The organism is Bradyrhizobium sp. NAS80.1, assembly GCF_001908205.1.
GTDB lineage: Bacteria > Pseudomonadota > Alphaproteobacteria > Rhizobiales > Xanthobacteraceae > Bradyrhizobium.
The window spans coordinates 17,653-37,870 of sequence record NZ_LGHL01000202.1 but is presented as its reverse complement, the minus strand read 5'-3'; the positions used below and the strand labels follow the sequence as shown (position 1 = coordinate 37,870).

At 63.6% G+C, this 20,218-nt stretch carries 21 protein-coding genes and 1 pseudogene; 6 read left to right on the top strand and 16 right to left on the bottom strand.

Features of this window, described 5'->3' with window-relative positions:
• Positions 1–425: 425 nt before the first annotated feature.
• The gene (locus tag AC629_RS35790) at positions 426–809 is read right to left on the bottom strand and encodes a response regulator (RefSeq protein ID WP_084809455.1); all 384 of its coding nucleotides are present in this window, start codon (positions 807–809) and stop codon (positions 426–428) included.
• A 101-nt stretch (positions 810–910) separates the two neighbouring features.
• Here AC629_RS35790 and AC629_RS35785 point away from each other — a divergent pair, with 101 nt between their 5' ends.
• On the top strand, positions 911–1,348 hold the full coding sequence (locus AC629_RS35785) for a response regulator (RefSeq protein WP_245332098.1): 438 nt from the start codon (positions 911–913) through the stop codon (positions 1,346–1,348).
• Positions 1,349–2,863: 1,515 nt separating this feature from the next.
• Here AC629_RS35785 and AC629_RS35775 read toward each other — a convergent pair.
• Complete coding sequence (locus tag AC629_RS35775; protein WP_084809453.1) at positions 2,864–3,112, bottom strand: hypothetical protein; 249 nt, start codon at positions 3,110–3,112, stop codon at positions 2,864–2,866.
• 250 nt (positions 3,113–3,362) lie between these two features.
• Here AC629_RS35775 and AC629_RS45935 point away from each other — a divergent pair.
• Positions 3,363–3,536: pseudogene (locus tag AC629_RS45935) on the top strand (LLM class flavin-dependent oxidoreductase); the annotation flags it as partial.
• A 172-nt stretch (positions 3,537–3,708) separates the two neighbouring features.
• Here the strand turns inward: AC629_RS45935 and AC629_RS35770 are convergent.
• Positions 3,709–5,418 (bottom strand): methyl-accepting chemotaxis protein, encoded by a 1,710-nt coding sequence (locus AC629_RS35770; RefSeq protein WP_084809452.1) that lies wholly within the window; start codon positions 5,416–5,418, stop codon positions 3,709–3,711.
• Positions 5,419–5,886: 468 nt separating this feature from the next.
• On the opposite strand from AC629_RS35770, the gene AC629_RS35765 reads away from it, so the two are divergent.
• Together AC629_RS35765 and AC629_RS35760 are read left to right on the top strand one after the other, a co-directional pair.
• Positions 5,887–7,182 carry an O-acetylhomoserine aminocarboxypropyltransferase gene (locus AC629_RS35765; RefSeq protein ID WP_084809451.1) on the top strand — a complete coding sequence of 432 codons (1,296 nt, stop codon included), beginning with the start codon at positions 5,887–5,889 and terminating at the stop codon, positions 7,180–7,182.
• 4 nt (positions 7,183–7,186) lie between these two features.
• A complete protein-coding gene (locus tag AC629_RS35760) occupies positions 7,187–7,969 on the top strand; it encodes an alpha/beta fold hydrolase (protein ID WP_084809450.1) in 783 nt (260 codons plus the stop codon).
• A 6-nt stretch (positions 7,970–7,975) separates the two neighbouring features.
• On the opposite strand, the gene AC629_RS35755 is transcribed toward AC629_RS35760, so the two are convergent.
• Together AC629_RS35755 and AC629_RS35750 are read right to left on the bottom strand one after the other, a co-directional pair.
• On the bottom strand, positions 7,976–8,929 hold the full coding sequence (locus tag AC629_RS35755) for a sulfonate ABC transporter substrate-binding protein (protein WP_143199693.1): 954 nt from the start codon (positions 8,927–8,929) through the stop codon (positions 7,976–7,978).
• Between the two features lie 22 nt (positions 8,930–8,951).
• A complete protein-coding gene (locus AC629_RS35750) occupies positions 8,952–9,173 on the bottom strand; it encodes a hypothetical protein (protein WP_084809449.1) in 222 nt (73 codons plus the stop codon).
• 391 nt (positions 9,174–9,564) lie between these two features.
• Here AC629_RS35750 and AC629_RS35745 point away from each other — a divergent pair, with 391 nt between their 5' ends.
• Positions 9,565–10,296, top strand: a complete 732-nt coding sequence (locus AC629_RS35745) for an SDR family NAD(P)-dependent oxidoreductase (protein ID WP_084809448.1) — start codon at positions 9,565–9,567, stop codon at positions 10,294–10,296.
• Positions 10,297–10,481: 185 nt separating this feature from the next.
• On the opposite strand, the gene AC629_RS35740 is transcribed toward AC629_RS35745, so the two are convergent.
• From AC629_RS35740 to phnG, 9 genes are read right to left on the bottom strand one after another with little or no spacing between them, the layout of a single operon-like run.
• Entirely contained in the window at positions 10,482–11,093 is a 612-nt protein-coding gene (locus AC629_RS35740; protein ID WP_084809447.1) for a pyridoxamine 5'-phosphate oxidase family protein, read from the bottom strand.
• A 22-nt stretch (positions 11,094–11,115) separates the two neighbouring features.
• Positions 11,116–11,712 (bottom strand): phosphonate metabolism protein/1,5-bisphosphokinase (PRPP-forming) PhnN, encoded by a 597-nt coding sequence (gene phnN, locus AC629_RS35735; RefSeq protein WP_084809446.1) that lies wholly within the window; start codon positions 11,710–11,712, stop codon positions 11,116–11,118.
• Positions 11,709–12,866, bottom strand: coding sequence for an alpha-D-ribose 1-methylphosphonate 5-triphosphate diphosphatase (locus tag AC629_RS35730; protein ID WP_084809445.1), 1,158 nt, complete (start codon positions 12,864–12,866; stop codon positions 11,709–11,711). Before AC629_RS35730 ends, phnN begins: the two co-directional genes overlap by 4 nt.
• The gene (phnL, locus tag AC629_RS35725; RefSeq protein WP_084809459.1) at positions 12,863–13,579 is read right to left on the bottom strand and encodes a phosphonate C-P lyase system protein PhnL; all 717 of its coding nucleotides are present in this window, start codon (positions 13,577–13,579) and stop codon (positions 12,863–12,865) included. Before phnL ends, AC629_RS35730 begins: the two co-directional genes overlap by 4 nt.
• A gap of 8 nt (positions 13,580–13,587) precedes the next feature.
• The gene (phnK, locus tag AC629_RS35720) at positions 13,588–14,385 is read right to left on the bottom strand and encodes a phosphonate C-P lyase system protein PhnK (protein ID WP_084809444.1); all 798 of its coding nucleotides are present in this window, start codon (positions 14,383–14,385) and stop codon (positions 13,588–13,590) included.
• Positions 14,378–15,274 (bottom strand): alpha-D-ribose 1-methylphosphonate 5-phosphate C-P-lyase PhnJ, encoded by an 897-nt coding sequence (locus tag AC629_RS35715; RefSeq protein ID WP_084809443.1) that lies wholly within the window; start codon positions 15,272–15,274, stop codon positions 14,378–14,380. The genes phnK and AC629_RS35715 overlap by 8 nt, the downstream gene beginning before the upstream one ends.
• Positions 15,271–16,374, bottom strand: coding sequence for a carbon-phosphorus lyase complex subunit (locus AC629_RS35710; RefSeq protein WP_084809442.1), 1,104 nt, complete (start codon positions 16,372–16,374; stop codon positions 15,271–15,273). Before AC629_RS35710 ends, AC629_RS35715 begins: the two co-directional genes overlap by 4 nt.
• Position 16,375: 1 nt before the next feature.
• Positions 16,376–16,987, bottom strand: coding sequence for a phosphonate C-P lyase system protein PhnH (gene phnH, locus AC629_RS35705; RefSeq protein WP_084809441.1), 612 nt, complete (start codon positions 16,985–16,987; stop codon positions 16,376–16,378).
• 4 nt (positions 16,988–16,991) lie between these two features.
• Positions 16,992–17,456, bottom strand: a complete 465-nt coding sequence (gene phnG / locus AC629_RS35700; protein WP_084809458.1) for a phosphonate C-P lyase system protein PhnG — start codon at positions 17,454–17,456, stop codon at positions 16,992–16,994.
• A gap of 107 nt (positions 17,457–17,563) precedes the next feature.
• On the opposite strand from phnG, the gene phnF reads away from it, so the two are divergent.
• On the top strand, positions 17,564–18,292 hold the full coding sequence (phnF, locus tag AC629_RS35695; RefSeq protein WP_084809440.1) for a phosphonate metabolism transcriptional regulator PhnF: 729 nt from the start codon (positions 17,564–17,566) through the stop codon (positions 18,290–18,292).
• A 168-nt stretch (positions 18,293–18,460) separates the two neighbouring features.
• On the opposite strand, the gene phnE (AC629_RS35690) is transcribed toward phnF, so the two are convergent.
• Positions 18,461–19,309 (bottom strand): phosphonate ABC transporter, permease protein PhnE, encoded by an 849-nt coding sequence (gene phnE / locus AC629_RS35690; RefSeq protein ID WP_084809439.1) that lies wholly within the window; start codon positions 19,307–19,309, stop codon positions 18,461–18,463.
• Positions 19,306–20,190: a phosphonate ABC transporter, permease protein PhnE gene (phnE, locus tag AC629_RS35685; protein WP_084809438.1), complete on the bottom strand. Its 885-nt coding sequence runs from the start codon at positions 20,188–20,190 to the stop codon at positions 19,306–19,308. Before phnE (AC629_RS35685) ends, phnE (AC629_RS35690) begins: the two co-directional genes overlap by 4 nt.
• Between the last annotated feature and the right edge of the window lie 28 nt (positions 20,191–20,218).

Below are 20,218 nucleotides of genomic sequence, written 5' to 3'. Positions count from 1 at the left end.
CGCTCCAAGCAGAGGCCGGATACATTGATGCAAGACCACAGCTGCCGGATCGTCGAAATCTTCTTGCACCGCGCGGCCGGACCATACATGGGGGTCAAAATGCGAAGAACTCAAGTCTAGTCCGCTAGTCCACTGACCGGACCTAGACGAGGCGCGCCGACACTTCGCGGATGGGCAGAGCCACACACGCCTATGTGTGCGAAATGGTACGAAAAGAAAGCCCGAAATCAAAAATTGCAAATATCCTCGATAGGCGGCGTCGCGCGTACCCCGCATTTTCGGCTGCTCCCAAAGGACCCGGAGCCAGAGGGACTTTACGCCAGGTCGCATCTGGTTGGAGGACGAGGTCATCCCTAGCCAGAACGCTGTCGAGAATTAGATCCGGACGGGCGGTGATGTAAAGGTCGGCGCCAGCGTACTTCGTCCTAGTCACTTCCTCGCGGACACAGCCGCCCGATATCCTCTACGAGTTCTAACGGGTCGAAGGGCTTCTGAAACCGTTTCACGTCGGCGAAGCGCTCCGGGATGATGTCGCTCCCATACCCGGTATAGAAGACAAAGGGTATGCGCTGCCGAACCAGTTCGTCAGCGATCGGATAAGCTGTCTTGTCGTGGAGATTGACGTCGATAATGGCTACGTCGAAATGATCGCGTGCCGCTCGGCGGTACGCTGCGTCAAAGTCACCAAAGGGCCCAATGATATTCGCGCCCCGGGATTTGAGCGCTTCTTCCAGATCATTCGCCAGAAAATACTCGTCCTCGACGATAAGAACACGGCAACCAGTCAGCTCTTTGTTGCTCCCGCTCATCAGGGCACTCCGCCACAACGGGTTAGCCAAACTTCGAAGCCTAAAAGCCGCGCATTGCCGGTGGTTCCCTCCCATTTGTTCACTTTTGAACATTTCCCCTATTGCAGCGTTACCTGGTCGGCCACAACGGAGTGGGCTACGCGGAGTGGAAATTGCCAGAAGTTCCCATAGTTCTCGTCATCGAAGACGAGCAGCTATTGCAGGAAATCATTCATGACGCCCTGAAGGAAGCAGGTTTCGACCTGACGACGGTTGCGTCAGGTCGGGAGGCCGTGGCGATGATCGAAAGCGACGCGGTTAAGTACTCCGCGCTCGTGACCGACGTCAATTTAAAAGGTCCGATGAAGGGCTGGGAAGTCGCACGCTTGGTCCGGCAAATCGATCCGGCCTTTCCCATCGTCTACATGACAGGCGCCGCGGCCGACGAGTGGCCATCGGAAGGCGTGCCCAACAGCGTCCTCCTGAAAAAGCCATTCGCGCCTGCGCAGCTTGTGACCGCCGTTTCGCAATTACTTAACGTCGGAGGTCCCACCGCGTAGGCGCCGCGCGGACTGCCTATCGTCGCGTCCTTCGTTCCGCCGCCACATCGGCTTCGAGCATTTCAAGCTGGCTCGCCAGACCGCTGAAGGTCCGGCTTATGTTCGTCAGAAGGGCCGCTCGTTTTTGAGAAATCCCGGCTTGCCTCGCTTGAGCCTTGTAAGCGGATGCAATCGAACGGTATTCAGAAGCGGGCATTGTACGGTGGGTCATGCGCGTTGACGATGGGTCGAAGACGGGCAAATAGCCATGCTATGTTTGCGGCTCAGAAGAGATGAATTTGCTTGCCCCGACCGATCAGCGCCACGTTCGGATTAAGCAAACGGAAACCAAGCCTTAGTCGGTGGTCTCAGTAGGACTATGTCTGGGAATACTGCTACAGAGGTCCATCTAGTTCGCGTGATCACCGATGACCGGGAGGTCCAGATTTGGCTTGCCGCGACGTCGCGAGATCAGGCACTTGATTTGGTACTGGAAGCAATTCCTGAAGGCTGGGCCGTTAACCTTATTCAACGCCAACTAGCCGCCGAGCACGTCCTAGCACTCAATATGAAGCCCGGAGAGGTTCGCCAGCATCGATTGATCTAAGTGCCTGATATTGGGACCACGAAGTCAGTGTCCTAATTCTCCTCCGCGAGTGTCCTAATTAGGACAGTACCCAGCATCGCCAACACAATCAGCGCAATTAAAGACGATCCTCCTGCCCCATGGCTGCGAGGGTTGAGCGGGTCGCCATATACGACCTTTGATTTAGATCAAAGGCAAGCTCGGCGCAGCCCGCATGAAGGTGGAGGCCACGCGGGTCTCGCTGCCGGTCCCAATATTACCTCCAGCCCCTTGGGATCGGCCGCGAGCGCGCCTCTGCGTTTCCAGGGGCTCGTCGCTATCAGCACCGGACGAGCCAGACGCAAATCAACGGTCCGCGCCAGCGCATACGCTCAAATAGGGCCTAATAGGGCCCGGCGGGTTACCGGCGAGCCGCTTCTCTTCCAAGAAAAGTCGATAAACTCATTTATTTTCAGTAACTTACGAAGCTATCGGCAGGTCAGAAAAAGGCCTTGCAGAAAGGACCACACGGTTTTGCCGTACGCAGCGGCGCCGTCCGTCCAACACGGCTTGCGTTGAGCTCACGGGGTTCGGCTCAATCCCCTGCCTCCGCGCCGGCGCTGCCGCGTCCACCGCACCCCGGCCCACGTTCGCGACGACGTACGATCGCCCCTCTTCCTGGACCGGGATGGCAGGAAGAATGCTATAATTCCGAATTTCGGTAAAGTGGAATATTTTTGCGCTTGAGGCTTGACAGCCCTCGCCAGCGAGACAGGTGTTTTGCCCGACGGGTCAAAGTCGGGGCTGACGATCTGCAAGATCGTCAGCCCCGACACGCGTCAATTCCAGTTCAAGACAGCGATGGGTTTCGCTGCGCTCTACCCATCCTACGCGTGCTGCGCGCAAAAATAACCGGCCTCGACGCTACGCGGCAAAGCCGGGTTAAGTCTTATGACGAGATATGGCTGCAATCAGTCGCAGATGCGCCGCCGAATGGTGACGTCCTCGCCAAAGCGATTAGTCCGATGATCAATCACGACCCGGCACCTCCCATATCGATCATATCGATTGTAGGCATTGTAATCGCGATAGTGATCACCACGCGGACCGACGTAAACTCCGCCCGGACCCACATCAAACTCCACGGCCTTTGCCGTCGTCGCACCGCCGGCAGTCAGGACTAGTATCGCGGCGAGCGGCAGGATGCTTCGCTTGATCATAACAATTCCTCCTCGAAAGTGAGGCCTGTCATGCAAACGGTCTGGGCGGGAATTGGTTTCTCGGTTCCGCGAACCAGGCGTGCGCCGCAAGACGCTTGGTTCTAACAAAATGCTCGGTTCCGCCCAGTGTGCCCGCGATGGCTCATTCGTTCAGCACGCCGACACATCGAGCACGGGTGTTGACATGGCTTGTCGAGAATCTAATGGGATCGGTGTATTACGATTTGAATCCGTTGTCCCCCGCCCGTGAACTGCTGTCGGCTCGCCCGCTGTCGTCGAACAAAAGCTGAAGACGCTACTCGCCGAGACCGGCGCGGACGAACTGATGACGACGGGGCAGATCTATGATCACGCCGCGCGGCTGCGCTCGTTCGAGATCGCCGCCGAGGTGCGCGACAGGCTGGCCGCGCAACCGGCCGCGTGATCGCCGGAGTAGGCGCCTGGATGCTTTGAGAGTGCTCGGCCTGCATGGTTCGAGACGCCCGCCTTTGGCGGGCTCCTCACCATGAGGGTCTAAGATCTCGCCGCGAAACCAGACCTCATCCTGAGGAGCCCGCATAACGGGCCTCTCGAAGGATGGCCGCAACGAAAGCCGGCTACGCCGCCCTGATCGAGTTCATGAAGCCGGCGACGCCGCGCTTGAGGCGCGAGCTCTCATTGGCGAGCGATTGCGCGGCCGACTGCACCTGGGCGGAGGCGCCTCCGGCTTCCGACGCGCCGCGCTGGACGTCGGCGATGCTGGTCTCGACCTGCGAGGTGCCCGACGCAGCGCGCTGCACGTTGCGGGAGATCTCCTGTGTGGCGGAGCCCTGCTGCTCGACCGAGGCCGAAATCGCGGCCGAGATTTCCGAGATGCGCCCGATCGTCGCGCCGATCTCCTTGATCGCCGCGACCGAATCTCGCGTCGCCGACTGGATGTCGGAGATCTGCTGGCTGATCTCGTCGGTTGCTTTCGCGGTCTGCTCGGCGAGCGACTTCACCTCGGACGCCACCACGGCAAAGCCACGGCCGGCATCACCGGCGCGCGCAGCTTCGATGGTTGCGTTCAGCGCCAGGAGATTGGTCTGGCCGGCGATGGTCTGGATCAGGTCGACGACGTCGCCGATCCGGCTCGCGGCCTGCGACAGCTCGCTGATCCGCGTATCGGTCTTCTGCGCCTGGCTGACGGCTTCGCCGGCGATCCGCGCCGAGGTCTCGACCTGACGGCTGATCTCGCCGATGGAGGAGGCAAGCTCTTCGCTCGCCGCCGCGACGGAATGAACGTTCGCGGATGCCTCGCCCGAAGCCGTGGAAGCACGGCCCGAGACCTGCGCGACGGTGTCCGCAGTCTTCGACAACGTCGTCGACGACGTTTCGAGCTGCCCGGCGGCAACCGAGACGAGCTCGATGATCTCGCCGACTTCGCGTTCGAACTGATCCGCAAGCCGGTTCATGTCGACCTTGCGCGCCTCGACCTGGCGCTGCTCGGTGATCGCCTGCTCTTCGCGCAGCCGGTTGGTTTCGATCATGGCGTCGCGGAATACCTGGACGGTGCGCGCCATCTCGCCGATCTCGTCGCGGCGATCGGCATAAGCCACCGGCGCATCGAGCTGGCCCGCGCTCAGCGAGGCCATGCGCTCCTTCAGCCCGGTCAGCGGCTTCACCACGCTGCGGCCGACGGCCCAGGCGATCGCGATCGAGATCAGCATCAGGACGGCGATGACCATCGAGGCGGTCTGGGCCATCGACCAGAATGAGTTGTCGACCTCCCACATGTATTCGGCGGATGCGATCATCATGTTCCACGGCGCGAAGCCGCGGGTGAAGGAGACCTTGTCGAACGCCGTGGGATCGTTGCTGGTGCGGCGGAAGGAATAGCGCAGCGTGCCCTGGCCCTTCTTCGCGATGTCCATCAGCGTCAAAGCGAAAGGCTTGCCCTCAGCATCCTTGTTGGGCCGCATGTCCTTGCCGACGAAATTCGGGAAGCCGGGATTGGAGACGCAAAGCCCGGTCTCGTAGTCATAGATATAGACGTAGTTTGTATGGTCCTCGTACCAGATTTTATCATTGGCCTCGATGAAGCGCTTCTTGGCCTCGTCCTCGGTCATCTGGCCGGCCTTGTAGGCCTTGTAATAGCCGTCGGCGAGGTTCCAGACCACGTCCACCACGGCGTGCGCCTTCTCGACGCGCTCGGTGACGAGCTGGCCCCGGGCGATCCACAGAACGGTCGAGGCGACCAGCGCCATGCAGATCGCGCCGACCATGGTCATGAGCGCGAGCTTGGCGCCGATCGAGCGAAGGGAAAACAGGTTCTTGAGAGCCGGCATTCTGCCTCTTCGGTGTTGCTGGACGCCGCACGCGAAGATCAGTGCGCAGGCTATCACGAGGTGGGAATGCGCAAGTTAGAGGCAATTCGTTAAGAACTCAGTTACGCCACGAAATTGCCATGCAGCGTCTCCGGTCTTACCGAAGGATTAACGCGAGCCGCGGTCGTCATTGCGAGCCACCGGGTCCGCGCGTAGCGCGGCCCGATGACAGGCTCCGCGAAGCAATCCAGAATGCCTCCGCGGAGACAGTCTGGATTGCTTCGTCGCACCAGCGCAAAATTGCTGCGCAATCTTTCGCGGGCTCCTCGCGATGACGCCGGAGATGGTTCGTACCCGGCTCCAACGCCGATTCATTCACAGCCTGTCGCATAGCGCTGCGCGTCGTCATACGGCGCTGTCAATGGGCTGACGTGACCCGCTTTTTTGTGGCACAAGGCGGCTTCCGCCGACCGACCAACGAGGCCACGCATGCCCGCGCCCAAGCCGCCCGCCTTCGAGACCCTGAGCCTGCACGCGGGCCAGCATCCGGATCCCGCGACCGGGGCCCGCGCGGTGCCGATCTACCAGACCACGTCTTACGTGTTCCAGGATTCCGATCACGCGGCAGCGCTGTTCAATCTCGAGCGCGCCGGCCACATTTATACGCGCATCTCCAATCCGACCACGGGCGTGCTCGAGGAACGGCTCGCGGCGCTGGAAGGCGGCGTCGGTGCGATCTGTACCGCCAGCGGCATGGCCGCGATGCATCTCGCCATCGCGACGCTGCTCAACGCCGGCGATCACATCGTGGCATCGAGCTCGCTCTATGGCGGCACCATCAACCTCCTGGCACACACGCTCCCGCGCTTCGGCATCACCACCACCTTCGTCAAGCCGCGCGATCTCGATGCGTTCCGCGCGGCGATCAAGCCGAACACACGGCTGGTGATCGGCGAGACCATCGGCAATCCCGGACTGGAGGTGCTGGACATTCCGAAGGTCGCCTCCATAGCGCATGATGCAAAGATTCCGCTCCTGATCGACAACACGTTTGCCACGCCCTATCTCAGCCGGCCCATCGAGCTAGGGGCCGACATCGTGATGCATTCAGCGACGAAATGGATCGGCGGCCATGGTATCGCCATCGGCGGCGCCATCGTCGACGGCGGCCGGTTCGACTGGCGCGGCTCCGGCAAGTTCGGCGTGCTGACCGAGCCCTATGGCGGCTATCACGGCATCGTCTTCGACGAGCAGTTCGGCACCGCGGCGTTCATCATGCGCGCGCGCACCGAGGGCCTGCGCGATTTCGGCGCCTGCCTGTCGCCGACCAACGCGTTCCAGCTCCTGCAGGGCGTGGAGACGCTCGGCGTGCGGATGGACCGCCACATGCAGAATACGCACCTGGTGCTGGAGGCGCTGAAGTCCAACAAGGCCGTCGACTGGGTGCTGCATCCCTCGCTGGAGACCCATCCCGACTATCAGCTTGCCAAGACACTGCTGCCACGCGGGGCCGGTTCGATCGTCTCCTTCGGCATCAAGGGCGGACGGCCCGCGGGGCGCAAGTTCATCGAATCGCTGCGTATGATCAGCCATCTCGCCAATGTCGGCGACGCCAAGACGCTAGTGATCCACCCCGCCTCGACCACCCATCAGCAGATGGATGCCGAGCAACTCAAGGCCGCCGGTGTCGGCGAGGAGCTGGTGCGGCTCTCGGTCGGCATTGAGGCGGCGTCCGACATCATCGACGATCTCTCCCAAGCGCTGCGCCTCTCGCAGAAGGTCTGAAGCCATGAAGCTTTCCGTCAACGGTGCCGAGGTGTTTGTCGCAACCGGCGGCCGCGAATTCGACAAGTCCCTGCCCGCGGTCGCCTTCATCCACGGCGCCGGCTTCGATCATTCGAGCTGGGCGCTGCATACACGCTGGTTCGCCCATCACGGCTTTGCCGTGCTCGCACCCGACCTGCCCGGTCACGGCCGTTCGGCCGGGCCTTCGCTGTCGAGCATCGCGGAAATGGCCGACTGGACGGCAGCGCTGCTCGATGCGGCTGGCAGCGCGAAGGCGCATCTGATCGGTCACTCCATGGGATCGCTGATCTCGCTGGAGACGGCGGCACGCCACCCCGACAAGGTCTCTGCATTGAGCCTGATCGGCACCGCCGCGACCATGACGGTCGGCCCGGATCTGCTAAAGGCAGCCGAAGCCAACGAGCAGGACGCCCTCGACATGGTCTCGATCTGGGGACTCGGCTTCAGGGCCGAACTCGGCGGCAGCCTCGCGCCGGGCCTGTGGATGCATGGCGGCGCGCAGGCGGTGCTTCAGGCTTGCGAGCCGGGTGTGTTGTTCAAGGATTTGTCCGCCTGCAATGCTTACGCGAATGCGCTCACCGCCGCCGCGAGCGTGAAGGTACCAACCACGCTTATCCTCGGCGAGCGGGACATGATGACCCCGGCGAAGGCGGGCAAGGCGCTCGCGGCCGCGATCCCGCACGCGAAGACCGTCGTGGTGCCGGGCGCCGGCCACATGATCATGGCCGAACGTCCGGATCAGCTGCTCGCGGCGCTGAAAGGCTGAGCCGCTTCAGGAGCCAGGCGTCCACTTCCAGACGATGTCGGAGACGTTGACCGGCTTCGGGATCAGGCCGAGCCTGGCAAAGCGATCGGCAACGGCCTGCTGGCTCTTGATCACCTCCGCGTCGAGCGGCACCACGCTATAACTGGAGCGGTTGACGAAGCGGCGGACGGCCTCGATATCCACGCCGGTTGCCTCGGCCTGCGCCTTCGCGACGTCCTCGTGATGCGCCTCCGCCCACACGCCTTCCGAGGCGAAGGTCGTGTTGAGCTTTGCGACCAGCGACGGATACTTCTCTACGAAGTCGGTGTTGGCGATGTAGTAGGCATTCGGCGTGTGGATATCCTTGTCGAAGGCAAGAACACGGGCGCTCTCCTTCAACTCGGCGAGCGCCAGATACGGATCCCAGATCGACCAGGCGTCGACCGAACCCTTGACGAAGGCCGCGGTCGCATCGGCCGGCGCGAGCGGCGCCGGCGTGATGTCGGACCACGAGAGGCCCGCCTTCTCGAGTGCGGCGACAAGGAGGTTGTGCGCGCTCGATCCCTTGCCGAACGCGACGCGCTTACCCCTAAGGTCGGCCAGCGTCTTGATGGGCGAATCCTTCGGCACGATGATGGCCTGATTGTCGCCCTCGGACTTCACGGCCGCGACGTAGCGGATCTTGGCGCCGCCGGCCTGCGCGAAGATCGGCGGTGTATCGCCGACGAAGCCGAAATCAACGCTACCGACATTGATGGCCTCCAGCAACGGCGGCCCGAACTGGAAGTCGATCCACTTGATCTCGATGCCGAGCGGCTTGAAGGCAGTTTCGAGCGTTTGACGCTGGCGCACGGCCGGGAAGAAGCCGCCCTTCTGGGTGCCGATGCGAATTTCCGCCGGCTTGTCCTCGGCATGCACGGGTGCGGCGAGGGCAGTCGCGAGCAGCAGCGCTGCGGTCAGAAGATGTCGTCGTGCAATCATGTTGCGATCCTTTGCGTCGGGTTCAGTTGGTGAGGAATGGGGAAATCGCGCGCCGGCTCCGCTCGGAGAATACGGCGCGGGCGGCACGTTCCGCTTCGCGGGCCGAGCGGAACTGCCGGCCTTCGAGACTGTCGAACAGGCGCTCGGAGGAAAAGAAACGGAAGCCGCGCTCATCTCTTGTGATGATGCCGGCGGCGCGGTCGTGGATCTCGATGATGTAGGCGTTCGACTGGGATTGGGACATGACTGCTCGTTCGCCGGAATTTCGGCGTTCCTGTCTTGGGAATTGCGGTGAGAGATGCTGCTAGGCGGGGATCAGCAACAACAACAGGCGCCCGTTGCCGCTGAGAAACAGCGCCGCGTCATGCATTCGTGCATGTCGCCTGGATTACGCTGGTGATCGGTTCTCATGTTGCAGCTTCGGTCTAGGAGCAGTTTCGATGCCTCGAGTATCGAGCCGATGGCGCAGCTGGTCAATGAAATGGCTATCCATATTTGCGATCCACACGCTGGGGCGCTTCTCCAGCAGCAAGAGCTGACAACCTGATTCATCTCGCGATGAGTTCAACACCGGCGTGCGACCCGCATGATACGCTTCTAGCAACCACCGGCGGACAATTTGGGAGGTTCCAGAGATGGCGAATGATCTGAAGGGGCGCACGGCACTCGTCACCGGCGGCTCGCGCGGAATTGGTGCTGCGGTCTGCCGCCTGCTGGCCGACGCCGGCGCGGCCGTAGCGATCAACTGCCGCGAGCGGATCGAGCAAGCCGAGCAATTGGCGGGCGAGATCGGCAAGCAGGGCGGCCGCGCCATCGTCGTTGCCGCCGACGTCTCGCAGCGCGAGGCGGTGGCCAACATGGTCGAGCGCGTCACAGCCGGGCACGGGCCGATCGACATCCTCGTCAACAACGCCGGCATCGCCATCACGCGCGGCGTCGACGATCTCACCGAGGACGATTTCGATCGCACCATCCTGGTCAATCTGAAATCCGTATTCCTGTGCACGCAGGCCGTTCTGCCCTCGATGCGCGCCAGGAAATGGGGCCGCATCGTCAACATCTCCTCGGGCGCAGCACGCGGCGGCGGCTCGATCGGCCCGCACTACAATGCTTCCAAGGCCGGCATGGAAGGGCTGACGCGCGGTTATGCTGCGCGTCTCGTGAAGGAGGGCATCACCGTCAATGCGGTGGCGCCGTCGCTGATCGAAACGGACATGATGAGCGGCCAGCCGCAACTCATCAGCCGCATCCCGCTCGGCCGCTTCGGCACGGCGGAGGAGGTGGCGAAGGCTGTGATGCTGCTGGTCGACAACGCCTACATGACGGGGCAGACGATCGCGCTGAGCGGCGGGATGGCGTTTAATTGAGCCCCTAGCGTCGCGGCGCTCTTTTTTCACCTCGCCCCGCTTGCGGGGAGAGGTCGGATTGCATCGAAGATGCAATCCGGGTGAGGGGGTACAGGTCCCACGACGATCTCACGCTTGGAGAGAGGCCCCTCACCCCGCCCTCTCCCCGCAAGAGCGGGGCGAGGGAGACGAGAGAGCACAGACACTCACCACATCGTCGCGGCGGCGCGTTCCGGCCAGATGCGGTCGTATTCCGCGCCGCCCACTTTGTTCTGGCTCATCTCGGCGAGGATCTGGCCGGGCGTCGGCAGCGTCTTGGGATCGACGCGCTTGTCGGGATTCCAGAGGTCGGAGCGGACGATCGCGCGGGCGCACTGGAAGTAGATTTCCTCAACATTCATCACCATCACGCTACGCGGCGCCTTGCCCTCGACCTTGAAGGAAGCCAGCAGCTCCGGATCGATCAAGATATGCGCGCGGCCGTTGGCCCGGACCGCGTTGCCGGAACCGGGGATCAGGAACATCAGCGACACGCGCGGGTCGCGCACGATGTTGCGCAAGGAATCGACCCGGTTGTTGCCGCGGCGATCGGGCAGCATCAGCGTCTTCGGATCATGAATGCGGACGAAGCCGGGGAGATCGCCGCGCGGCGAGCAGTCGATGCCTTCGGGCCCGATGGTCGCGAGCGCGGCGAATGGCGCCTTCTCGATGAAGATGCGGTAGAGCGGCGTGACGTGGTCAGCGACTTTCACGGTCGAGGCGTCATTGGTGGCGCCGTAGATGGCCTCTAGCTGTTCGACCGTTTCAATCACAGACATTCCAATCTCCTAGTTGTGCCAGCTATTCGTGCCAGCATTCATTCCTAATGACGCGCACGAGCTGGCGGCTGTGATACTCCGCGCTGCCGGCGTTGAGAATGGTGACATCGGCATTGGCCGATGCGTCGCTCACATTGCGCGCGAGACGGTCGGCGATGTTGCCGTCGCTGTGCCGCGCCCGCGCGGCAAGCCGCTGCGCCAGCACATCCGGCGGCGCCGTGATCGCGACGACCACGACACTGGCGTAGGCCTGGCGCAGCGCGCCTATTACCGTGCGCGAGACATTGGCGACGACCGCGCGCCCGGCGCGGATATCGTCGTTGATCTCGCGCGGCAGAGCGTAGGAATGCCCGTGCGCCTCCCAGTGCACGGCGAAATCGCCATGCTCCTGCGCGCGGCTGAATTCGTCAGCACTGAGCGCGACATTGTCTTCGTCGACGGACGATTTGCGCGTCACAATACGGCGCGGGAAGACGATTTCGTGATCGTCGCTGCAGGCCGCCCGCGCGAGCCGCAACAGCGTGTCCTTGCCGGCGCCGCTCGGACCGACCACGAGCACGAGCCGCCCGGGTCCGATCCCGTCCGCCTGCTCAGGCGCCATGGCCATGGTCTCGCTCATGCGACACGGCGCCCTTCGCGCCAGACGCTGCGGACCACGGGAACGCTGCCCGCGACATGCACACGGATCAGGTCGGCGCGCTTGCCGACCGCGACCTCGCCGCGATCGGACAGGCCGACCGCCTCGGCGGGCGTCTTCGTAACAGTACGAACCGCCGCAGGAAGGCTGATCGCCGGCACATGCTCAGGCAACTGCAGCGCGCCCATCAAAAGGCTCGACGGGATGTAGTCCGACGACAAGATGTCGAGCAGGCCTTCGCGGGCGAGATCGACCGCGGCGATGTTGCCGGAATGCGAGCCGCCGCGCACGACGTTCGGTGCGCCCATCAAAATGTCGATGCCGGCCTGATGCAGGCCGCGCGCAGCCTCCAGCGTGGTCGGGAATTCCGCCACGGAAACGCGATCGCGCACGGCGTCCGCGACGTTCTCCTCGGTGGTGTCGTCATGGCTGGCGAGCGGGATCTTATACTCATGCGCCAGCGCAACGATCTGGCGCATGTTGGTCGCGGCATAGGCCTTCTGATACTCGAAGCGTTTCGCAAACAGCTCGTCGAGCTCGGCATCGGTCTTGCCGCCACCCTTGCCGCGATAGTAGTCGCGCAGCTTGACCTCGTCGCGGAACTGGCGCTGGCCGGGGGTATGGTCCATCAACGACATCAGCCGGACGTCGGGACGATCGATCAGCTCCTTGGCCTCCTCGACCACGCTCGGCATCGGGATTTCGCAGCGCAGATGCAGGAAGTGGTCGGCACGCAGCAGGGCGGCGTCTCGCGCGGTGGTGATCGCGGCGGCGAGCACGCCGGCGCGGCCATCGACTTCCTCGGCGCCGTCCTCGCGCCAGACCCGGAGCGAGTCGAACACGGTCGTGATGCCTGATGTGGCGAGCTGGCCGTCATAGGAGATGACGGCCGCGACCGGATTCCAGAACACCTTTGGGCGGGGCACATAATGCGCTTCGAGATGGTCGGTGTGGAGCTCGATCAGGCCCGGCATGATCAGGTCGCCACCAGCATCCTCCGCGCCCGCGGGCGCCCTGCCCTCGCCGATCTCGGCAATGCGTCCATCGGCAAGAGCAAGCCAGCCCTGTTCGATCATCCGGTCAGCCAGCACGATCCTGGCGTTGGCGATCACGGTTTCCTTCGGCTTGGCGTTCATTTCCTTGTCTTCCTCCAGGCCGCGGCGGCGAAGCTGGTGACGTCGACAATGCGGTCGGCAATCAAATGGCGGATCTCGTCGTCATGCACAATCGCGACCATGGCGACGCCCTGGCGCTTCTTCTCGGCAACCAGCTCGACCACGACAGCGCGATTTGCAGCGTCGAGCGAGGCGGTCGGCTCGTCCAGCAGCAGGATCGGCAGGTCCGAGATGAAGCCGCGCGCGATGTTGACGCGCTGCTGCTCGCCGCCGGAGAAGGTGGCGGGCGGAAGCTGCCAGAGCCGCTCGGGGATATTGAGACGATGCAGGAGCTCGCCTGCCCGCTGCTGTGCATCGCTGCGTGCCAAGCCGTTCACGATCAGGGGTTCGGCGACGACGTCGATGGTCGCAACGCGCGGTACCGCGCGCAGGAACTGGCTGACATAGCCGATGGTCGAGCGGCGGATGTTGAGCACCTGCCGCGGCTCGGCCGTGGCGAGATCGATCAGCGCACCGCGATGGCGGATGCCGATGCGGCCGGAGTCGCAACGATAGTTGCCGAAGATCATCTTCAGGATCGACGACTTGCCCGCGCCGGACGGCCCCGACAGCACGACGCATTCGCCCGGGTTGACGTGGAAGGTCACGCCGCGGACCACCGGCAATTCGATGCCACCCTGCAGGTGCATCGTAAAGGTCTTCTTGGCATCAGTGACGTCGATCATGGCGGTCATCGGCTGGCTCATGGCGGCAGAATCGAGGAGACGAGGAGTTGGGTATAGGGCTCGCGCGGATCGTCGAGCACCTGGTCGGTGAGACCGGTCTCGATGACGCGGCCACCTTTCATCACCATCACCCGGTGCGACAAGAGTCGCGCCACCGCGAGATCGTGGGTAACGATGATGACGGCGAGGTGCAGCTCGGCGACGAGACTGCGCACGAGGTCAAGCAGGCGCGCCTGAACGGAGACATCAAGCCCGCCGGTCGGCTCGTCCATGAACACCAGCCGCGGCTCGGTGACGAGGTTGCGCGCGATCTGAAGTCGCTGGCGCATGCCGCCCGAATAGGTGCGCGGCGCATCGTCGATGCGCGCGATGTCGATTTCGACGCGGGTGAGCCAGTCGGATGAGGTGTCGCGAATGCGGCCGTAATGATTCCACCCCACAGCCATCAGCCGCTCGCCGACATTTGCGCCGGCCGATACCGCCATGCGCAGGCCCTGCGCGGGATCCTGGTGCACATAGCCCCAATCGGTACGGAACAGGAAGCGCCGCTCCGCCTCGCCGAGCGTCGTGAGATCGCGGGTGACGCCATCGCGCATCCGGTAGGACACCTGGCCGGCGCTCGGGGTGAGCTGACCCGACAGCATCTGCAGCAGCGTCGACTTGCCCGAACCGGATTCGCCGACGATCGCCAGCACTTCGCCCGGATAGAGCGCAAAGGATACATCGCGGCACGCGGCGATGCGGCCGTAGGACTTGCTCAGGGACTCGGCGACCAGCAGCGGCTGGTCGTTTTCAAGCGTATCGAGATCAACCATGTGAGCCCCCTTGCGCCCTCTCCTTGTACGGCGCGGCGCTCAGGCTGCCGTGATGGCCGGCGGCCTGGCGGCCCTCGCAATAGTCGGTATCAGAGCAGACAAACATGCGCCCGCCCTTGTCGTCGGTCACGATCTCATCGAGATAGGAATTCTCGGCACCGCACAGCGCGCAGGGCGCGTTGAAGCGGTAGGGCTCGAAGGGATGATCCTCGAAATCGAGCGACACCACCTGGGTGTAGGGTGGGATCGCGTAGATCCGCTTCTCGCGACCGGCGCCGAACAGCTGCAACGCCGGGCAGTTGTCCATCTTGGGATTGTCGAACTTCGGCGTCGGTGACGGGTCCATCACATAGCGCGCATTCACCTTCACCGGATAGGCATAGGCGGTTGCGATGTGGCCGAAGCGGGCGATGTCCTCATAGAGCTTCACATGCATCAGGCCGTATTCGGCGAGCGCATGCATGCGCCGCGTTTCGGTCTCGCGCGGCTCAAGGAAACGCAGCGGCTCCGGGATCGGCACCTGATAGACCAGCACCTGGTTCTCGTGCAGCGCCGTCTCCGGAATGCGGTGACGCGTCTGGATCACCGTCGCCTCGTCCGTCGCCGTCGTCGTCGCCACACCGGCGGTCTTGGCGAAGAACTTGCGGATCGAGATCGCATTCGTGGTGTCGTCGGAACCCTGGTCAATCACCTTCAGCACGTCCTGGGGCCCAAGGATCGCGGCCGTGACCTGCACGCCACCGGTGCCCCAGCCATAGGGCATCGGCATCTCGCGGCTGGCGAATGGCACCTGATAGCCGGGAATCGCGATCGCTTTCAGGATGGCGCGGCGGATCATCCGCTTGGTCTGCTCGTCGAGATAGGCGAAATTGTAGGCGGGCGCGTTCATTCCGCGGCCTCCTTCATGGCTTCAGGCGCATTGGCCTCGGCGAACTCCTTGCGCAGCTTCCGCAGGAGGCCGAGCTCGGACTGGAAGTCGACATAGTGCGGCAGCTTCAGATGCTCGACGAAGCCGGTTGCCTGGACGTTGTCCGAATGCGACATCACGAATTCTTCATCTTGCGCCGGTGCGACGGCTTCTTCACCCAGCTCGCGGGCACGCAGCGCGCGATCGACCAGCGCCATCGACATGGTCTTGCGCTCGCTCTGGCCGAAGGCAAGACCGTAACCGCGGGTGAAGCACGGCGCTTCCGTGGCTGATCCCTTGAACTGGTTGACCATCTGGCACTCGGTGAGCTCGATCGAGCCAAGCGGCACGGCGAAGCCAACATCCTCGGCAGAGAATTCGACCTCGACCTCGCCGAAGCGGATCTCGCCAACGAAGGGGTGATTGCGGCCGTAGCCGCGCTGGGTGGAGTAGCCCATCGCCAACAAAAACCCTTCGTCTCCGCGCGCCAGATTTTGCAGGCGCAGGTCGCGATCGGCCGGGAAGTTCAGCGGCTCGCGGGTGAGATCGCCAACGCTGGCGCCGTCCTCGGACTGCGGCGAGGATTCGATCAGCCCGTCGCGGCCCAAAATATCGGTCACACGCGGCGTGGGTGCCGTCGAAGCTTCGGCCGTCGCCGGCACTTCAGGCACAAAGCCCTGGCCAAGCGTCGGATCGAGCAGGCGGTGCGTATAGTCGAAGGTCGGCCCAAGGATCTGGCCGCCGGGAATATCCTTGAAAGTCGCAGACACCCGCCGCTGCACCCGCATCGCGCCGGTGTCGACCGGCTCGCTCGTGCCGAAGCGCGGCAGGGTGGCGCGGAAGGCACGGACCAGGAAGATCGCCTCGATCAGATCGCCGCGCGCCTGCTTGATCGCCAGCGCCGCGAGCTCACGGTCATTGAGCGAGCCCTCGCTCATGACGCGGTCTACGGCCAACCCAAGCTGCTCCGAGATCTGGTCGAGCGTAACTTCCGGAACACTTTGATCGCCGCGCCGCGCATTTGCGAGCAGGCGATGGGCGTTCTCGATGGCGCGCTCGCCGCCTTTGACTGCGACATACATACTACTTGCTTCCCTTGTTCACGACACGCGTGGTGCGCGGGATCGCAACCACGGCGTCGTCGGCTACCAGGACCACGTCGATGCCGCGCGGAAACAGCGCCTCGTTGACCCGCAGGCGCTCGAACAGGTCGGCAGGCTTTATGGCCGCCTGGAGAGTTGCAACACCGTCGATGCCCGGACCGCGCAGCTCGAAGGAGTGCCCCGTATCCAGACTTTCGACCTGGACGATCACCGTCGTCGAACGATCCGGATATTCGCTCGTACCAAGCGCGAAGCGCTCGAGTGCCGGAAGCAGGGCGCCATCACTGATCAGCGCAAAGCTCGCAACCGAAGAATCTCGAACGATCGGCGCGCCGGTGTGGAACTTGAGCCACTTTACCATGTCCGAACTCTCGGACATCCGCGCATCGAGCCAGAGCGGCGTGTCGTGATCGAACAGCGTCAGCGCGATCGCGGCGGTGCCGCGCATCATCGTCTCAGGCGCGTCCGCCATCGGCACGATGCGCTGAACCGAGCCTGGCCGCGCCATCGCGTCCATCACCGATCGAAAGGTCGATTGCGCCGACAAGACCTTGTCGGCGAAACCCGGCGGCAGTTCCGCAATCGTGGTCATGATCTCACCCCTCACCGCGCACCATGGTGTAGAAATCAACCTTCGTCGCGGCGGTTTCAGCCGCGGCCTGGTTGCGCCTCATCATAAGCTGATCGCGCAACGGCCCGATAACATCCCGCTCGACCGCTTCACCGAAATCGCTGGACTGCACCAGCGCATCGCAGAGCGCGATCAGTCGCGCCTTCTCACCGTCGCGCCCGAGGGTGTAGCCGAAGCCGACTTCGCCGCTCACAAGGCGGACCGCCGCACGCGACACCGTCGCTTCGCCGAGGTTGAACGGTGCGCCGTCGCCGCCGACCCGCCCGCGCAGCATGACCAGGCCGTTTTCCGGCTCGCGCAGATCCTGATGGCCGGGCAAGGCGATTGTGCGGAGGCGAGCGGCGATCTCGCCCGCCTCCGCGTGCGCCAGCACGGCCATCGCGGCCTTGCGCTGGGCTTGCTGCTTATTGTGCTGGGTCACCAAATCCACCGAACTTGCCGAATTGAAGTTGTCTATGATAATAGACAACTTCATACGGAAGCGCCATGACTGTTTCGTGACAAAGGTGTGATTTCTGGGCTAGCTTATCCGACAACATGAGCATGCAGGACACAGCCTCCTCGGGCGTCGCGCTCTGGCGCCTCGTCGCCGACGGAATCGAACGCGGCATCGCCGATGGCCGCTTTGCGGTCGGCGACAAGCTGCCGGGCGAGATGGAGATCGCCGAAACCTATCGCGTGAACCGCCACACAGTGCGGCGTGCACTGGCTGCGCTTGCGGAACGCGGCCTGGTGCGGGCCGAGCGCGGCAGCGGAACCTATGTCGAGGCGCAGCGCCTGGCCTATCCGCTGCGCTCGCGCACGCGCTTCTCCGAGATCGTCGGCGCCGGCGGCCGCGAACCGCGCGGGCAGTTGATCGAGGCGTCTGATGACGTCGCGACGCGTGAGCTGGCGCGGGAACTGGGATTGAAGGCCGGCGCGCCGCTGGTACGGATCGAGGCGATACGCTTCGCCGACCGCACGCCGATTTGCGTCTCCACCACCTGGCTGTCGGCGGAACTGTTTCCAGGCGCGGGCAATGTGTTTGCCGCGACGCGCTCAATGACGAAGCTGCTCGAGCATTACGGCGTCCGCGACTATCGCCGTGGCGCGACCCGGATCACCGCCGGCATCGTGGACGCGACCGATGCCGCGCGGCTCGACCTCCCGCTGGGACGGCCGATCCTGGTGGTCGATGCGACCGACCACGATCTCGAAGGCAAGCCGCTGATGACCAAGCATTCGCGCTTTGCGGCGGAGCGGGTGGAGTTTCTGGTGGAGTCGTAGCGTGGGCTGCCTCTTCTCCCTCGCCCCGTTCTTACGGGGAGAGGGTTGGGGTGAGGGGCTGCATCCGCGATAACGGTGAGAGATAGACTCGTTGAAGCTCCCCCTCACCCGGATTGCATCTACGATGCAATCCCGCCTCTCCCCGCAAGCGGGGCGAGGTGAAGAGACCTACGCCACCGCCCGCCGCCCGATAATCGCAAACCGCAGTTTCCCCGAAATGAAATCGATCGCGGCGACCGCGACCAGGATCATCAGGATCAGGAACGACACCTTCTGCCATTCCAGCACGCGGATCTGCTCGGCGAGCTGGAGCCCGATACCGCCGGCGCCGACGATGCCGATGATGGTGGCCGAGCGTGTATTGGACTCGATGAAATAGAGCACCTGGCCGGCAATGACCGGCAGGACCTGCGGCAGCAGACCGAAGCGGATCTCGTGCAGCGCGCTGCCGCCGGAGGCGCGGATGCCTTCGACCTGCTTCTGGTCGGCCCCCTCGATCGCCTCCGAGAACAGCTTGCCGAAGGCGCCGAAGTCCGACACCGCGATGGCGAGCACGCCGGCGAACGGGCCGAGCCCGACCACATTGATCCACACCAGCGCCCAGATCAGCGTATCGATACCGCGGATCGAATCCAGGAAGCGCCTGATAGGGAAGCGCAGGATCTTCGACGGTACCACGTTGCGCGCGGCAAGCAGGCTGACCGGAAGCGCGAACAGCGCGGCGACTGTCGTGCCGAGCAGCGCGATCGAGAGGGTCTCGCCGAGCGCCTTCAGGTAGACCGGCAGCGAGGAGCCGGGATCCGGCGGAATCATCATCAGGCTGATCCAACCGAGCTGGCTGAGGCCCGCGAAGAACCGTGAGGGCGAGAAATCAAGATCGACGAGGCCGTACACCAGGATCGCGAACGCCGCGACGATCATTACCGGCGTCGCCAGCCGCGCCGAGGCCGGCCGGTCGAACACATCGGGATAGCGCGCGCGAATCTGCGCGGTATCGACCTCCTGCGGCCTCGTCACGTCGGCGCCTCCTTGCCGAACAGTCGGCTGCGAAGCCAGCCAGTGGTGATGTCGATGATGAAGACGGTGACGATGATGGTGAGCAGGATCGCGCTGACGTCCGAATAGTAGAACTTGCGGATCGCGACGACGAGCTCCTGGCCGATACCGCCGGCGCCGACAAAGCCCATCACTGAGGCTTCGCGGACATTGATCTCGAAGCGGAGCAGCGCGTAGCTGGCGTAGCCCGCGGTCACCTGCGGCACGACCGCGAAACGCATGCATGACAGCCAGCTCGCGCCGGTCGAGCGGATGCCTTCGACCGGCTTCATGTCGGCATTCTCGACGATCTCCGAGAACAGCTTTCCGAGCGCGCCGGTGGAATGGATTGCGATGGCGAGCACGCCCGCCATTGGTCCGAGCCCGAAGGCGATCACGAAGACCAGTGCGAAGACGATGCCGGGCACGGTGCGGGCGAATTCGAGCAGGCGCCGCACGACGAAGCGCAACCAGGGCGCAGGCGAGGTGTTTTCCGCCGCGAAGAAGTTCAGGGCAAAAGCGAAGGTGGCCCCGACCAGCGTACCGACATAGCTGATCAGCAAGGTCTCGCCCAGCATCTTCAGCCATTTGCGCCAGCCCCAGAGCCACTCGCCGAAATCGGTCCAGACGCGCTGGCCGTTGTCGAGCGTGAGGATACGGTCGAAATAGCTGATGAAATTGCCGAAATAGGTGAAGAGGGTGCGCAGATTAACTTCTGCGCCGATCGCGGCGAGAACCAGTGCGGCGGCGAAGATCGCGACTCCCAACAGGAGGCGGAGCCGCTTGCGCGCGACCGCCCGGCGATAGGCGGCATTGAGCACGGCCAGCTGTTGCTCAGGGAGGATCGATACCGCGATGCTCATCGGTCGAAGAAGGTCCCATCAAAGAAAG